The organism is Lactiplantibacillus sp. 7.2.4, from assembly GCF_018991185.1.
Taxonomy (GTDB): domain Bacteria; phylum Bacillota; class Bacilli; order Lactobacillales; family Lactobacillaceae; genus Lactiplantibacillus; species Lactiplantibacillus pentosus.
Genome location: NZ_JAGYGS010000001.1, coordinates 1 through 15955, shown reverse-complemented (window position 1 = coordinate 15955; position 15955 = coordinate 1). Strand labels below are relative to the sequence as shown.

The following is a 15955-nucleotide window of genomic DNA, read 5'->3' as shown; positions in this document are numbered from 1 at the left end:
TGTTTGCTTCTCTAAATACGACTCAAAAGGTAGGTGGTTGTAAACGGATAACCCCAAATAATCACGACCGTTTAAGGTGAAAGGTCGAAACCGAGTGCGATAATTTTGGTCTGTCATGTTAAAATAAACTGAACCCATTTTTAATGGCGGTTGGTGACGATTAACTTCAGTGACCAGCCGAGACTTTGCAGTGCTAACAATTGTTAATTGCCGTTAGATTCGGTAAAATAGTTAGCAGACTGTATAGATAGGACGAACAAAAATATGCAATTAGAATTTTTAGGTACCGGTGCCGGCTCACCGGGGAAATTCCGCAATGTGACCAGTACGGCGCTCCGGCTGTTGGATGAGCGTAATGAAGTCTGGTTATTCGATGTTGGTGAAGGCACCCAACATCAAATTTTACGGACGACGCTAAAACCCCGTAAAATTGCCAAAATCTTTATTACCCATTTACACGGTGACCACATCTTTGGCTTGCCGGGACTATTGAGCTCGCGGTCGTTTCAAGGTGGCGATGAACCACTGACGGTTTACGGCCCAGTCGGTGTCCGGGACTTTGTTCAAACGGCGCTCCGGGTCTCCGGAACCCATTTGTCATACCCACTCAAGTTTCACGAAATCACGAAGGCTGGGACCGTGTTTGAAGACGTGACGTTTAAGGTCAGCTGCGAACCACTAGACCACCGAATTGCTTGTTTTGGTTATCGGGTGGAAGAAGCCGACCATCCGGGTGAGTTGCAAGCGGACCGCTTAAAAGCACTTAATATTCCGAGTGGCCCCGTTTATGGTCAATTGAAAGCCGGTCAAACGGTAACTTTGCCTGATGGACGGACGATCAACGGGCAAGACTATATCGCGGCGCCGCAAAAAGGACGCATTGTCACCATTTTGGGCGACACGCGGCGAACACCACATGCCCTGAGTTTGGCACAAGATGCGGACGCATTGGTGCATGAAAGTACGTTTGGCAAGGACGAAGGCAAGCTAGCTCACAATTACTACCATTCGACCAGCACGCAAGCTGCCCAAGTTGCCAAACAAGCTGGCGTCAAACAATTGTTATTGACGCATATTTCAGCGCGGTATACTGGCAAATTGAGCAAAGAACTACAAAATCAAGCCCAGAAAGTTTTTAAGGCGTCGAAAGTGGTCCGTGACTTTGACGTGATCGAAATTCCACTTCCTAAGAAAGGTTAGGTGCGGATATGGCAGATTTAGCAGGTAAAATGGTGTTAGTAACGGGTGCTTCCAGCGGTCTCGGTGAACAATTAGCGTTGGCGGTTGCCGCTCAGGGCGCGAATGTCGTGCTCGCCGCGCGTCGTCGTGAACGGTTGACGCAAGTGGCTGACCAATGTCGAATCTTGTCACAGCAACAAGCAATTGCGATCACCTGTGATGTCAGTCGCGTGACAGCCGTCGACCAAGTTTTTGCGACCATCGATGATTTGTTTGGTCGTCTTGATGTGGTCATTAATGCGGCTGGTTTCGGGGACATGACCAATGTGGTCGATATGGAAGCGGCCACGATGGAACGGATGTTGCGGGTCAATACCTTGGGGACGATGTACGTGAGTCAACTCGCTGCGAAGCGGATGGTTCAGCAACACGCCGGAGAAATCGTGAACGTGGCTTCGATGGCCGGTAAGATTGCGACGCCCAAGTCCGCGGTGTACGCTGCTAGTAAGGCCGCAATTATCGCGTATGACAATGCTTTGCGATTGGAATTAAAAGCGGACCACGTGAACGTGTTGACGGTCAATCCGGGTCCCATCAAAACCGACTTTTTCAAAATTGCCGATCCAGATGGGGATTATATCGAACGTATGGACCGTTTAGCGCTTAATCCGGTCAAGTTTGCGGCATTGATCGTCAGTCGCATTGGCCGCGGACAGCGCGAGCTCAATCGGCCGTGGCTCATGTCGGTCGCTAATTTAGGTTATCAGGTCGCGCCGAAGCTGGGGGACTGGCTGACTGGCACGGTATTTAATTTTAAATAGGGGATGAGTGGAATGAAAAATCAATGGCGGTTAGTGAGTGCGCTGGTGATCGCGTTAGTCGTGATTATCTTTGCCATTTTAAATGTGGAACCAGTTCGGATCAATTTTGGGGTGACAGCCGTTCACTGGCCATTAATTCTGGTCATTGTGATTACGCTGATTTTGGGCGTCGTTACGGCAGTTTTGATGGCGACGGTCAATGAATCAAAGGAACGGTCGGCACATGCCGAAGAACTTGCAGCAGCTCAAGCAAAGATTGAAAAGTTGACGGCAGAAAATAAACAATTGACGTTACGGCTCAATAATAAAGGAAAACAAAAACGGTCGGTGCCAGAACAACCAACCACGACAACCGACAAGTAAGCTTTTGAAAGGAAGGATGCCATGTTAGCGGCAAAGAAAAAATGGGTATCACGCGAGACGACGGCCGTTTCTGAAACGGCCGTCAATGCGTTATCGCAGGCTGCGGAGGTGTCACCATTAGTTGCACGTTTGTTGATCACGCGCGGCATTGACACACCCGAAGCGGCGGAACCATTTTTACATGCAGATCAGCAGCCCTTATTGGACCCGACGACGATGCATGATATGGAAAAGGCGGTCGAACGGATTCAAGCAGCGGTGATTGCCGGTGATCAAATTACAATCTATGGTGATTACGATGCCGATGGGTTGACCAGCACGGCCATCATGTATGAAACGTTGGACCAAATTGGCGCCAATGTGAACTACTACATTCCGGACCGCTTTAAAGACGGTTACGGGCCGAACCAGGCGGCGTTTGACCGTTTGATTGCAAAGGGCACCCAACTGTTTGTGACGGTTGATAACGGCGTCGCTGGCAACGCGGTCATTGATCAGGTTCAAGCGCAAGGCGTGGACGTCGTCGTGACTGATCATCATGAACTGCCCGCTGAATTGCCGCATGCCTATGCGATCGTGCATCCTCGTCATCCAGAAGGTCATTATCCGTTTGGCGGACTTTCCGGTGCCGGTGTTGCTTTTAAAGTGGCCACGGCCTTGATTGAAGAGGTGCCCGAAGAACTATTGGACCTCGCTGCGATTGGAACCGTCGCTGATTTGGTTAGCCTGACTGGCGAAAATCGGACCATCGTGACGTTGGGCCTCAAAGTGCTACAACAGACGACGCGCCCCGGGTTGGCCGCTTTGATTCAAGAAGCCGGTTTAGAACCTGACAAGTTAACTGAAACGAGTATCGGATTTGGCATCGCACCACGGTTGAATGCGCTCGGACGATTGCAATCTGCACAGAGCGGCGTCGAATTATTGACCACGCTAGATGAAGAGCGGGCGACCGCATTGGCTAAGCAGGTCAATCAATTGAATGAAAAACGGCAAGGGTTGGTCAAAACGATCAGTGCGAGCGCCATTGAACAAGCACAATCAGCTGAGAATCAGGCCCGGCAGACACTGGTGATTACCGGTAAGGGCTGGCATGAGGGTGTGTTAGGAATCGTTGCTAGTCACGTCGTTGAAACGACTGGCAAACCAACCCTCGTTTTGAATGAAGACGCGGATGGCCGCTTGAAAGGTAGTGGTCGTAGTGTCGAAGCCTATAATTTGTTTGCGGCGATCGACCCAGTTCGTGATGCGTTGGTCGCCTTTGGTGGTCATCACATGGCGGTCGGGCTGACGGTCATGGCAGACCAGTTGGAAACGCTGAAGACTGCCATGGAAGACGCCGCGATCCAGCAACAATTAGCGGATAATGCGCAGGTCAAGTTAGCGATTGACGGAACCTTGTCAGTGGCGGATGCGACACTAGACACGTTGACGGACATTCAATCCTTGGCCCCGTTTGGCACTGATAATCCGGCTCCCTTGTTCAAACTAGTGCCGACCACGATTCCACAAGCGCGGGCGATTGGGAGTGACCAGCAGCACTTGAAGCTGCAACTGGGTGATGGTGATACGACCGTGGATGCGATTGGCTTTTCGATGGGTGACGCTTTACCCGCAATTCAGGCGAGTCCCACGGATGTCACGTTAGTCGGTGCACTCAGCGAAAATACGTGGAATGGGCAGACCAAGCCGCAGATTATGATTAAAGACGTTGCTGTGACGGGAACGCAAGTCATTGATGCACGTACCCAACATTTATCGGCGCATTTATTCCAGGCACCGGGAACTTACTTATTCTTCCATCGGCGCATTATGAAACAGGTCGAACAATACATGGGTGCGCAAGCCAAGGCCGTCTGGGTCGGCGAAGAAGATGTTGACCTCGCTACAGTAACAGCCGGGCAAGCGGTCTTCATCGTTGATTGCCCCGATACATTGCCTGATATGACGCAGGTCTTGTCATCGATCGCCCTTGATCAAGTGACGCTGTACTTGTATCGGCGTGACTCGGTCTACATGAGCGGGATGCCGAATCGTGAGCAGTTTGCGAAGTTGTTCCAGTTCACCGCGGCACACCACGATGTCGACATTCATCATCAATTGACGCAGGTTGCCAAACATTTACACCTTGAGCGAAATTTGCTTATTTTTATGATACAGGTGTTTTTTGAGGTCGGATTTGTTAAAATAAATGATGGTGTCATGAATGGCGTTTCGAATCCGTCCAAAGCGGATTTACATCACGCCCCTAGTTATCAGTTACGCGAGCAGCAAATCGTTGCTGAAGAAACGCTTTTATATAGTAAATCCGCAGCGCTCCAAGTATGGGTGAAGAACCAGGCTGCGGTTAAGAATTGAAGGAGCTGTTAAGAACAAATGGCATTAGATTTAACAAAGTATGTGGCTAGTATTCCGGATTATCCAGAACCTGGCATTATCTTTCGGGATATTTCACCATTGATGGCTGACGGCGCTGCTTACCGAGAAGCGACTGACCAAATCGTTCAGTTTGCACGTGACAAGCACGTTGATATGATCGTCGGTCCCGAAGCACGGGGCTTTATTGTTGGCTGTCCAGTCGCTTATGAGCTAGGGGTCGGATTTGCGCCAGCCCGTAAGAAGGGTAAGTTGCCACGCGCAACGGTCAAGGCAACCTACGATTTGGAATATGGGCAATCCGCATTGTACCTGCATAAAGATGCAATCAAGCCTGGTCAAAACGTGCTGGTCACGGATGACTTGTTGGCTACGGGTGGTACGATTTCTGCCACGATTCAAATGGTTGAAGAATTAGGTGGCAATGTGGTTGGAACGGCCTTTTTGGTTGAACTGAAAGACTTGCATGGCCGCGATAAAATTAAAGATTATGACATGTTGAGCTTGATGCAATTTTAAAGCCAAGATGTAAAAAGCTCCGGATGACGATTTATTAGTCATCCGGGGCTTTTTGTTTGCACTTAGTTGAATTATTGATATTTCGTGAACTTTACCAACTGATCAAAACAACGTAATCGTACAGTGCACACGCTATTCCCACTTTTCAATTAATATTTTCGCCTGATGCTTGTCCTTGGAGTTGGGATCCGGGTCATTCTTTTCAGCATTACCAAGCAATTTAATAATATCTAACCGTAATTGGTGTTCACCAGCAGCGGACAAGTTTAAGGTCGCGTTGCTGAAGAAAACGGATGCTTCGTCAGGTTGCTTATCAGCCATCTCTTCTCTGAAAGTTTCACTAAAGTCATGGTTGAGTAGCATAATCCATTGTAAAACCTCCTGGATGTGAGTATGCGTCCAAGTGCCAGAAATGTTAGTCATATCTGTGTCGAGCGCATCCAGATCCGTTTGAAACCGCGGCGTTTCATTGGAAAGGTGGGCGCTAGAATAATAGTTTTCGGTCAGATTTTTGACTTGAACCTGATTAACGATGGTTAATAAGTCGGCATCCTGCATCTTGTTGATGGTGTAGTACAACTGGTTATTAGGAATTTTAGTTTGGGCTGAAATTTGCTTGGTTGTTAAGCCATCCTCTGATTTCGTGGCCTTTAAAATCGCGGAAACTTTTGGATCTGCCATCAACTTTGCAAACTGTGCCAGTGTGTTTTTGGGCATGTTTTTCACCTCAATCCTAGCTTAACCATTTGACAAATAGAAATCAAACGATTAAAGTTTATTTATCATTTAAAATAATTTAAACGATAAATAATATTAGATTGGGGAGTGGCATTATGAAAAATCTAGCTCGTAACCGCGCGTTCGTCACACTTACAGCAGCCGATTTGTTTGAAACTATTGGGACTAGTTTATTCAACATTATTTTATTAACGTACGCGCGCACCTTTGCGCAAGCCAGTTTGATGGTTTCAATCGTTTCGGTGGCTACCGTCCTGCCCGGAATCTTTAGTATCATGACCGGCCGCTTGGCAGATTCGCAGCCCAATAAACGAGGCTGGCTAGCGGGATTGAAATTTGTTCAGGCAGGCCTATATCTCGTATTGGCGCAACTCATTACCGGTAAACAGGTTGGGCTCCTACTGATTATTATTGTGATTAATTTGTGTTCAGACGTGTTTGGCATGTTTAGTGGCAGCTTACGAATGCCGTTACTACAAGCCAAAGTCGCATCTGAGCAACAAGAGGAAGCCATCGGAATCAACCAAGGTATCGGCGTCCTAATGCAGACGATGGGGCAGGCACTGGGGGTCAGCATCTTGGCTGCGACGGGGAATTATCAGGTCGCTGGATATTTGAACGCGCTCACGTTCTTGATTGCGGGCATCGTGCTACTGTCCGGCTATGGGACGCTAAAAATGCCGACAATTGCAGCAGCCGCAACCCCGTCATTTCGCCAACTGCTCCAACAAGTACGACGGGTAATGGAATCGGGGACACACATGAACGTGTTGGGGTTATTGGGGAGTCCTCTCGTTATTGAATGCGGTCGGCGCAAGTGTAGACGCCTTGTTGAATTTGTACTTGATCCACCGCGCGGACTATTTACCGCTTTCGTTTGGAGTGGCGGTCTTAGTGATGAATACCGCCACTGTGATAGGCAATATTGTTGGGAACTTGTTACATACAGGTTGGTTTCAGAAATGGTCGTTTCGCAGTGTCATGTTAACAACTATGATCATGTTTGCGGGCTTGTTTATCAATTTGCTCAGTTGGCAGAATTATTGGTTGGTAGTGGCAATTATGACGATTGGTGGATTTTGCATGGGACAAGCAAATCCTAAATTGATGGCAAGTTTGCTAAAAGTTGCTGATGGAAGTATCGTGGGTAGTTTGAGCGGCATTATTAATTCTTTGGTCACCATTTCGATGCCAATTGGTAGCGTTGGCCTAGTACTGCTGGATAATGTTGTCAGCCCAACAGCGGCGTATGTCACTGGCATAGGCATGCTGCTGGTTAGTGCTGGGTGCTTGTTTATCCGACGTTAATAATTGGAAAGTAGCAGTAATTGTATTATGCAAATGATTGATGTGATAATAAAAACGGTTTGCAAGAATAAACCTGCAAGCCGTTTCTGTCGTTTTAAATGAGATTATGCATTTGTGTCGGTTGAGTCCGTATTAATAAAACGGACCGCAGTACCATACGCGGCGACCGATTGCATGTCCTGGCTAATGGAGCCAGTATCAAAGCGCATCATCACCACGGCGTCAGCGCCCATCGCACTGGCATTATCGCGCAACCGATTTACTGCCACGTCGCGTGATTCTTCGAGCATCTTGGTGTAATCCTTGATTTCGCCACCAACGAGTCCCTTTAAGCCCGCCCCGATGTTACGCACCAAGTTTTTAGATTGAGTGGTTAAGCCAAATACTTCCCCCAAAACTTCGTAGGGGTGCCCCGGAATGTTTTCCGTTGTCGTCACTAATAGTTGTGTCATTGACGGAACCTCCTTTTTGAATAGTTTTCATCATAGCATAGCGCGGTTGCCAAAAGCGAGTGTTTTGGATGGGTGAGTGGTTAGATGTGATCGAAACCAAGCGAGAAATTTTCGGTCTGAAGTTTGTAAGTCGATTGATTAAGACGGTTCAGTCGCGGGTTCCGCCCGTCACCGGCATGACTTTTCAGCATCGAGAGAAACTATCGCTACTTAACAAACACAACAGTGTATTTTTCGCCTGCAATATACAGCAACATAGCGTTAATTCACTTGTGTTGTCATGAGGCCTGCCTATAATTAGCGTTATTCAAGCGAGCTTTAGTTTGAATCATAACTGATACGGAGACGAGGGGGAGAGCATCATGAAGTTACGTCGACCAGTTCGGTTCTATCGCTCATTTTGGTTTTGGCTAAGTGCAGTTTTTCTGTGGGTATCGGTGGCGGGATTTCCTAAGACGCTAGTCACAGTTGGGGATGTGTTATGCTACGGTATTTTGTTCGTGTTATCCTGTGCCGGCTTAGTGTTGTCGTTCTTTGTGTTTGGGAAGGCGGCGCTGGAGCAGAAGGAGTGATTAACGGGAGTCGGCTATGTTGTTAGTTAGGAGAATGTTTACGCGTTCGCACTGGACTTGGAATTCAGATGTTGAAGTCTTTCAAAGTTGCCTTAAAATGCATCATTGTGATATACAAAAACAAATCCCCGCACTGGCCTTAATCGACTGGTACGGGGAGTTTTTAATTTCTTAGGGAGCTTTCGAAAATAGTTATTTGTGACAAATAGCTATTGAACACATTTTTGCATTCCTGTTTGACTTCTTCAGGTGTATATTCATCAAGGTGGTTAACAAATCTCTGTTGCATGTAGTCAAAGTGGAACTTTTTTATTGACCAAGCATCCCCATCTTTTTCTTTAGTTAAACTGTTAATCTTTTTCTGATCTGTTTCAGAGCAATTGTCTAGTTTAAAGGATAATTGACCAAATACCATATGGTTTTTTTTAAAATCAACCGTAATTTCATAGTGATATTTCTGGTTGCTATTCCAATGGCTATTTTCATTATCAATCTCATTTTCGCTGAAAAAGCGATTCATCTTACTAGTTTTGAACCGAATATGAACAGAGTCACTATATTTTTCATCGAACAGGAAGCCGTCTTCATCTGTTTCGGTATTGCACAACCCTTTAAACTCTGACATGATCTCCTTTTCTGGCTTGAAACGGTTGTCCTCAATAAATTCAATCGCATCCTTGTGTTTATTCCAAATTGCAGTGGCAATTTTTTGCTTTTCGTCGTCGTCCATTCCGATTAACTCCTTCAATAGATAAATGTAATCAAAGAGAATAATTGTGGTTTTAGCATTCAAATTTGAAACACTATAAATCGTTTTATAAAGCGCAGAAATGACGTTCTGGTAGGTAAGAGTTATCCATTTCTTTGAGCGAGCCTCTTCACCATATAGCGTAAGATAAATAAAAATATTAGTATTTGTTTCATCAGGGTATTCAAAATTGACTATTTTTTCATAACGTTCCAATTGGTTAGAGTGTTCGGAAGAGTAAATTTTGTTTTCTATGATTAAATTGAGATTATTCGTATTGTCCTGGAACAGTATATCTATATTTTTATACTCTCGTAATACCGCAGAATCTAACCAATTATTTTCGGAAACGCTGGATGGCAAAGGCTTAGTATCAACTTTATTACAATCCCTATTATATATAGGAATAATTTGCAGCATTAAATTTTTTAAAAAGGCGTCTTTTAATTCATGCGATCCATTAACATCTAGTAACCATCCTAGTAGATTACTATGCTTTATCTCCATATGGTCCATTGAGATGATATGAAATAAGTTTTGGTCATTATTATTAAACTCAGCGACTTTTGAGGAGATACTTTGTAATTCTGATATTAAGTTATCGATGTCTGATTGTTTCACCATGATAAACTGACCTTCTTTGTAGTTATAATATTGATTATTATATATCTAATAATCTCGTATTCAAAGCTCGAAATTGATTCTTACTTTCTGTCCTCGTTAGTTTTTACTGGCGTGAAGTATTCACTTCAATCATGCATATATAATGCGTTAGCCTGTTCTGAGTTTGTTCTCAGTTTGATTATTTTTAGCCATTTCTAGTCTTTTCAAAAAAGTTATTCTCTTATTAAGAACAATGCAAGTACATATCCGGCACTAAATATGGGGTACAAGGGGCATGGTAATTTATATCAGCAGGATATGATTATTAATGACAAGTGCAATCGACCGATTAAATTCCTAGTGATTTGGATTTACGAACACGTTGAAGTGTTAGATAGTTCGCATTTTCTGACGGATATTGGTACCAATCCAAGTGATTGGGCACATTCAATTTGATCCAAGCGCCCCACTAAAATGCTCAAACTAAGTAGCATGTGTGACTCAGATAATGATACCACGGGTAATTTTGCGCAATGTGTGGGTCCTTAGTTGCAATAAAATGACCGTTGTCTCCATATTCAGTGCTACCAACATTTAAGACTTCTACTCATCAATAATTCACTTTTGATCTGCAATTAAACTTCTGATCAGCACATTGCAACCACTAACTAATTAGTACAGATATATGATTGTCTTCCAGAATAATTGTCATAATTTTTGAATAAATATTTGTTCTGACTTCAAATTATGCTATACTAATTGAGTACCACATGGAGAGTTGGCAGAGTGGTAATGCACCGGACTCGAAATCCGGCGAACCGGCTAATACCGGCGCGCAGGTTCAAATCCTGTACTCTCCTTACTAAAGCAGTATAGAGACTGGCTAGCAAAAATAGAACTCCGACAAATCAATATTTGTCGGAGTTCTATTTTTTTTGTAAAACGTTAAACCGAGAATGGAGAGAACAGGCCAACGTTTTATACATGCAGGATTGAATTGAATGCTTGTTTTATTCAGGTCGGCAATCGCTAGCTTCTTGACGCGAGGGTGGGGAGATAATACTCGGTTTTTGTTTCAAAACAGGTTCTAATAACCCGAATCCTTGATCATCTGTTTAAATACTCTAAGTTGTCCTTTGGTTCCTTCATCTTTTGGTGTTGCGTATTTGCTGATTACGACAAAGGACAGCCTTACTAGAGTTTCAATCTGTTGGCGGTCAATGTAGTCCCCCGATTCGTTTTCGGTAAAGGTCGATAGGTCTTCAATTGCAAGATGACGTTGAGTATGATTACTGTATGTTTCAGGAACGGATTGAACAATTTTTCTTAAATCGTTTCCAGCCTTTCTACCATCATACAACTGTTTATCGGTAGTATCATTAGTTATTTTAGATAATGCTTTTCCGTCCTTCACAGCACGCATTACTGTGTTGTAATCGCTTCGTTCGATATTAATACCGCCATACATGGGCGCTGCGTAGAAGAAACCAGCGAACGAACCAATGAATAGTAAAACGCCTGTCCCGACGACAATCATGGGGATTCTTTTTGAGCCGTGTCTAATCGCTTGAACTATCAGATATACGATACCGATCCCAATTATAACGACTGTTAAAACAGACAAATGTGCCCAAAACATCATGATAAACTCCTCCAAAAGTAATATTTGTAAATCAGGATTATTGGTTATTGTGTCCTACTGCTGCTAATAATTGACATCAATACTAAAAAAAGCCGCCATCACCCGAACAGCAGCTTTCCTTCTAAATTCAATTTATATCAAAAACAGGTTTTACTTCTTTTCCTGCACAATATAATGTGGCCGATGCTTCGACTCGATATAAATCTTACCGATATAATTGCCGATGATTCCTAAGCAGAACAACTGAATTCCGCCGATGAAAAGGAAAATAGTGACTAATGAAGCCCAACCACCGACACTGTTATTAAACAAGAGTTTGCGGATAATAACGACAAAGATACTAATAATTGAAGCGGCGGATAAGAGACCACCCGTCAGAGTTGCAATTTTTAGTGGCACGTCGGAGAAGTCAACGATTGCATCTACTGAATAGCTAAAGAGTTGCAACATTGACCAGTGGGTTTCGCCGGCGGAACGGGGCTGATTTTCGAACTTTAAATAAGTTGTTCGAAAGCCGACCCAGTTGAAGATTCCCTTTGAGAACCGGTTGTATTCCGGAAGCTCCAAAATGGCATCGACCATTTGCCGGGTCATCAGCCGGTAGTCACGGGCGTTCGGAATAATTTGGACTTTTGAGATCTTGTTGACGACCGAGTAGAAGGACCGAGACAAGAAGGAACGGATGAATGGTTCGCCCGCGCGGTTTTCCCGCATTGTACCGATACAATCATAATCGCCGGTTTCAATCATTGCTAACATCTTTGGTAGGAGCGACGGTGGATCTTGTAAGTCGACATCCATGACTGCGACGTAATCGCCAATCGTGTGCTGCAACCCAGCTAACAAGCCGGCTTCTTTACCGAAGTTTCGTGAGAATGACACGTAATGAACCGTATCAGGATGGGCGGCGTTTAAATTCCGAAGAACGGTTAGTGTATCATCGGAAGAACCGTCGTTGACGAAAACGTATTCCGTGGTGATGTCATTAAAAGCTTCCGGATTGTCGGCCAGCACCTTCTCGACGGTGTTGTAGAAAATTTCAATCGTAGGTTCCTCGTTGTAGCAGGGAACAACTAGACTCATGGTTTTCATAATTATTAAATCCGACCTTTGCATTATTATTAGTTTAGTCAATGACCACACGGGGTAAAAGGTGCGACGCCGTGTCGTCAGTTGAAAATGTGGGCCACGTTTGCACGCTAATGGTAAACGGGCCAGATAGTTTCAACCAGTATGAATATCATAGCCTGAATTCAATCATAAAGCAATCAGTTCTCAAACGACAAAAATTGTAATAATGAATAATAATGGAACTAGCTGATTCAGACGATTGATCTGGGTAACAAATCGAACGATCGTTAGCGCGATCATTAACACACTAAAATAAGGCCTCACAACGCTTGATTGCGATGTGGGGCCTTTTTGTTTGAATATGAATCTAGTACCGCGGATGTCGGTCTCATCCGCCTCTCACAGTTTACAAAAATGACCCGATTTCTCACCTAATGATAAAAATTAAACATACAAAAATTTTAACTATTTGCGACCACCGCTTTGGTCAGCTGACTCACAGCATGTACGCGTGAAACCACCAGTGAGGTCGCCGTCAGCGAGCCCTCTAAAAGGCCTAAAATGGTCAGTGGTGAGACGGAATCCCCGATACGCACTTGCCAATCAACCATGGCATGATAATCAATCGTCTCGATTTGGAGGACAAACTGTTGACCATTCAATGCAGTAATCGTCAAATGCCGCGGTGAAAGAGCGACAATCTCGCCATTGAGGGGCGCACTGATGATCCTGTCATTTGGCTGAATGCGCATCAATGGCGTTTGATGCGCTACCGATGGCAATGACTGGATGGTGCTGGCAGAACCGGTAACGGGTTGGTGCAGACGAATTTGATACTGACGACGGAATAACCCCATGATTGCTCGCTCCTTACTAAATGATTAACGGTTACTTCAACTTTTCATGCCAAGCATAACTTATGGGACCCGTTTCAGGTCAAGCTAGGGCAATCATAAATGTATGGCAACATGATATAATAGTTGAGAAATCTTCGGATAGTTAATGAACATGGTCTGAAAGGGTGGTTGCATGGATTTTGTGGACTTAACACCGATTGCCTTAGGACATACGCCGCTTGGCACGCGCAATCAGTTGCCAGAAGTACATGCGTGGCAGCTAGATTGGGACAAACTCGCACGGCTGATTCGCGATACCCAGGATGTGATGGCTCAAGTGGAAGCCGGACTCGCAGAAGATTGGCTCAATACGCATGGCACGATTTGGGACAGTACAACGGGTTACCATCGTTATCCAAATGATAACCGTGAATTTGATGATACGGTCTTCTGGGCGGCCTCCACTTGGGCAACACCGGCAATTGTGGTAACCTTTCATAATGAGATTAGTCAGGCATTCAGTTGTTACCGCGTGGGCAAAGACCCAGATTTTCATTATTTGGGACCACTAGGCCGGGCACATTAAGGCTAGCTTCAGTCTGAATAAATTGGAGGAACGAACGTGAAAGTTGGAATTGACAAGTTGCATTTTGCAACCTCACATCTATACGTCGATATGGCAGAATTGGCGACGGCGCGTCAGGAAGAACCTGACAAATATTTGATTGGAATCGGCCAGTCACGGATGGCGGTCATCCCACCGAGTCAGGATACGGTGACCTTAGCCGCCAACGCTGCAGCCCCGATGTTAACGGCCGCTGACATTGAAGCAATTGACTTGCTGATTGTGGGAACGGAATCGGGTATTGATAACTCAAAGGCCAGTGCCATCTATGTGGCCCGGCTCTTAGGATTGAATCGCCGGGTACGCACGATTGAAATGAAGGAAGCTTGTTATGCAGCTACGGCAGGATTGCAATTGGCGCAAGACCACGTCCGCGTTCATCCTGATAAGAAAGCACTCGTTATTGGTAGCGACATTGCGCGTTATGGACTCAACACACCTGGTGAACCCACTCAGGGCGGCGGTGCAGTCGCCATGTTAGTCAGTGCTGATCCGCAAGTCTTAGCGCTGGGGACCGAATCATGTGTGCTGAGTGAAGATGTCATGGATTTTTGGCGGCCATTGTATCATACAACTGCCTTGGTAGACGGTAAATACTCATCAAACATCTATATCGATTATTTTCAAGATGTCTTCAAAGGGTACTTGCAGAAAACGGGGATGCAGCCAGAAGATTTAACGGCGCTCGTCTTTCATTTGCCATATACAAAGATGGGACTTAAAGCACTTCGGAGCGCCTTGCCGTTAGTGGATGATGCGCAACAAAAGCGTTGGCTCGCCCATTTCGAGCACGCTCGGCAATTGAATCGACAGGTGGGTAACTTATACACCGGCTCACTGTACTTGAGTTTGTTATCGCAATTGTTGACCGATGACAAATTAAGGGCCGGTGACCGCCTAGGCTTGTTCAGTTATGGCTCCGGGGCTGAAGGCGAATTCTTCACGGGTGAGTTGCAACCAAATTATGAAGCCGGCTTAGATGTTGGGTTACCACAACGGTTAGCATGCCGGCAACGGGTCAACGTGTCCGAGTACGAAAAGCTCTTCAACGGACAGTTAGCTTGGCGCGCGGATGACCAGACCATTGATGTGGCCAATGACCCGCATCGGTTTGTCTTGATTGGTCAAAAAGATGAGCAACGTCAGTATCTAGATCGTGAGGACTAATAAAAAGCACTTGTTACTAGCAAGATGACTAGGACAAGTGCTTTTTGTTATTTGAAATTATTGGCGGTAATGGCACCATCTTTGACACTCAACAAGGTCTTATCTGTCGTATCAGGTTGCAAAAGTTGAATCGTATAGCCAGCAGCTAAATTCTTTTTAAGCGACTTGGATAGGGACTTGAAATTGGAAGTGATCGTCGTGATGGCCTTCTGGTTTTCATCAGGATACGATTTAATCGTTTTTAACGATTTGACGTATTTTTTACCAGTTGGAGTAATCGTATATGTCTTAGTGGCTTTCGTGAAGGCAACGGTGCCAATCGACTTGTAGTTTTCCTGCAACTGTTTGAGAATGTTTTCTTCATTCAACTTAGTCGTGGCAGCCTCACGCTTGGCGCTACCTTCATTGAAGACAACTTGCGAGGAACTTAAACTCGTCGTTTTAGACTTACTTGTGCTTGAACTGCTTGTCGAACTCGAAGCAGTTTGGCTGGTGGTTGCGGCATGTGACTGGTTATAAGGCCAGTATGGCAATTTGATCACCGCATAGATGGTGACCACCGCGCTCAGAACCGTTACGACTGTCAGAAACTTCCAACCACCACCGGTTTGACGTGCGTAAATCACGGAAAATAATGCTAATAGAAAAACAATCAAGCCCATAATGGCTAGGAACAACATGTAACCAACTCCCAATGTTTGAAATAGTATAATCATTATACCATTGAACTATCGGCCAGTTCCGATGGAATTCAAATATTTTATCTTTGGCAGCCAGTGCAATGCCAAAATCATCACATGACCCATGACTTGTACTGGTTTGTAGCGGGGCCGGAAAGCGGAATCGGCCGCACCGACAGATTAATTGGCACGACCTACAATTAAACGTCTCCGAAGTGGTGATTGTCTGACTGAAAAATAAAAAAGATGGCACAA

General features: G+C 45.1%; 17 protein-coding genes and 1 tRNA gene. 11 read left to right on the top strand and 7 right to left on the bottom strand.

The features are described from left to right. The first annotated feature begins 264 nt into the window (after window positions 1-264). The 5 genes from rnz to KGF70_RS00065 are packed head-to-tail and all read left to right on the top strand — an operon-like array spanning window position 265 to window position 5258. Complete coding sequence (gene rnz, locus KGF70_RS00085; RefSeq protein ID WP_216767965.1) at window positions 265-1200, top strand: ribonuclease Z; 936 nt, start codon at window positions 265-267, stop codon at window positions 1198-1200. Window positions 1201-1208: 8 nt separating this feature from the next. After that, the gene (locus tag KGF70_RS00080) at window positions 1209-2000 is read left to right on the top strand and encodes an SDR family oxidoreductase (protein ID WP_216767964.1); all 792 of its coding nucleotides are present in this window, start codon (window positions 1209-1211) and stop codon (window positions 1998-2000) included. 12 nt (window positions 2001-2012) lie between these two features. After that, the gene (locus KGF70_RS00075) at window positions 2013-2363 is read left to right on the top strand and encodes a lipopolysaccharide assembly LapA domain-containing protein (protein WP_050338468.1); all 351 of its coding nucleotides are present in this window, start codon (window positions 2013-2015) and stop codon (window positions 2361-2363) included. Between the two features lie 21 nt (window positions 2364-2384). Continuing rightward, a complete protein-coding gene (recJ, locus tag KGF70_RS00070) occupies window positions 2385-4721 on the top strand; it encodes a single-stranded-DNA-specific exonuclease RecJ (RefSeq protein WP_216767963.1) in 2337 nt (778 codons plus the stop codon). Window positions 4722-4739: 18 nt separating this feature from the next. Then, window positions 4740-5258, top strand: coding sequence for an adenine phosphoribosyltransferase (locus KGF70_RS00065; protein WP_003638988.1), 519 nt, complete (start codon window positions 4740-4742; stop codon window positions 5256-5258). Between the two features lie 132 nt (window positions 5259-5390). Here the strand turns inward: KGF70_RS00065 and KGF70_RS00060 are convergent, their stop codons facing one another. Then, window positions 5391-5975, bottom strand: a complete 585-nt coding sequence (locus KGF70_RS00060) for a helix-turn-helix domain-containing protein (protein ID WP_050338470.1) — start codon at window positions 5973-5975, stop codon at window positions 5391-5393. Between the two features lie 116 nt (window positions 5976-6091). On the opposite strand from KGF70_RS00060, the gene KGF70_RS00055 reads away from it, so the two are divergent. Together KGF70_RS00055 and KGF70_RS17125 are read left to right on the top strand one after the other, a co-directional pair. Then, a complete protein-coding gene (locus tag KGF70_RS00055; RefSeq protein WP_253954735.1) occupies window positions 6092-7099 on the top strand; it encodes an MFS transporter in 1008 nt (335 codons plus the stop codon). Then, entirely contained in the window at window positions 7080-7304 is a 225-nt protein-coding gene (locus tag KGF70_RS17125) for a hypothetical protein (protein ID WP_253954734.1), read from the top strand. The genes KGF70_RS00055 and KGF70_RS17125 overlap by 20 nt, the downstream gene beginning before the upstream one ends. Before the next feature lie 104 nt (window positions 7305-7408). Here the strand turns inward: KGF70_RS17125 and KGF70_RS00050 are convergent, their stop codons facing one another. Further along, a complete protein-coding gene (locus KGF70_RS00050; protein WP_021337964.1) occupies window positions 7409-7756 on the bottom strand; it encodes a heavy metal-binding domain-containing protein in 348 nt (115 codons plus the stop codon). Window positions 7757-8118: 362 nt separating this feature from the next. On the opposite strand from KGF70_RS00050, the gene KGF70_RS00045 reads away from it, so the two are divergent. Then, window positions 8119-8328, top strand: coding sequence for a hypothetical protein (locus KGF70_RS00045; protein ID WP_088771141.1), 210 nt, complete (start codon window positions 8119-8121; stop codon window positions 8326-8328). Window positions 8329-8491: 163 nt separating this feature from the next. On the opposite strand, the gene KGF70_RS00040 is transcribed toward KGF70_RS00045, so the two are convergent. Next, entirely contained in the window at window positions 8492-9700 is a 1209-nt protein-coding gene (locus KGF70_RS00040; RefSeq protein WP_216767962.1) for a PD-(D/E)XK nuclease family protein, read from the bottom strand. Window positions 9701-10451: 751 nt separating this feature from the next. Here KGF70_RS00040 and KGF70_RS00035 point away from each other — a divergent pair. Further along, a tRNA-Ser gene (locus KGF70_RS00035) sits at window positions 10452-10539 on the top strand. A 227-nt stretch (window positions 10540-10766) separates the two neighbouring features. Here the strand turns inward: KGF70_RS00035 and KGF70_RS00030 are convergent. From KGF70_RS00030 to KGF70_RS00020, 3 genes are all read right to left on the bottom strand, one after another. Then, complete coding sequence (locus KGF70_RS00030; RefSeq protein WP_216767961.1) at window positions 10767-11321, bottom strand: hypothetical protein; 555 nt, start codon at window positions 11319-11321, stop codon at window positions 10767-10769. Window positions 11322-11471: 150 nt separating this feature from the next. Then, window positions 11472-12413 carry a glycosyltransferase family 2 protein gene (locus KGF70_RS00025; RefSeq protein ID WP_101873368.1) on the bottom strand — a complete coding sequence of 314 codons (942 nt, stop codon included), beginning with the start codon at window positions 12411-12413 and terminating at the stop codon, window positions 11472-11474. Between the two features lie 440 nt (window positions 12414-12853). Next, entirely contained in the window at window positions 12854-13249 is a 396-nt protein-coding gene (locus KGF70_RS00020; RefSeq protein ID WP_216767960.1) for a hypothetical protein, read from the bottom strand. A 172-nt stretch (window positions 13250-13421) separates the two neighbouring features. Here KGF70_RS00020 and KGF70_RS00015 point away from each other — a divergent pair, with 172 nt between their 5' ends. Together KGF70_RS00015 and KGF70_RS00010 are read left to right on the top strand one after the other, a co-directional pair. Further along, window positions 13422-13814 (top strand): hypothetical protein, encoded by a 393-nt coding sequence (locus KGF70_RS00015; RefSeq protein WP_216767959.1) that lies wholly within the window; start codon window positions 13422-13424, stop codon window positions 13812-13814. A 36-nt stretch (window positions 13815-13850) separates the two neighbouring features. Beyond that, a complete protein-coding gene (locus KGF70_RS00010) occupies window positions 13851-15020 on the top strand; it encodes a hydroxymethylglutaryl-CoA synthase (protein ID WP_216767958.1) in 1170 nt (389 codons plus the stop codon). Between the two features lie 47 nt (window positions 15021-15067). Here the strand turns inward: KGF70_RS00010 and KGF70_RS00005 are convergent, their stop codons facing one another. After that, window positions 15068-15700: a hypothetical protein gene (locus tag KGF70_RS00005; RefSeq protein ID WP_216767957.1), complete on the bottom strand. Its 633-nt coding sequence runs from the start codon at window positions 15698-15700 to the stop codon at window positions 15068-15070. Between the last annotated feature and the right edge of the window lie 255 nt (window positions 15701-15955).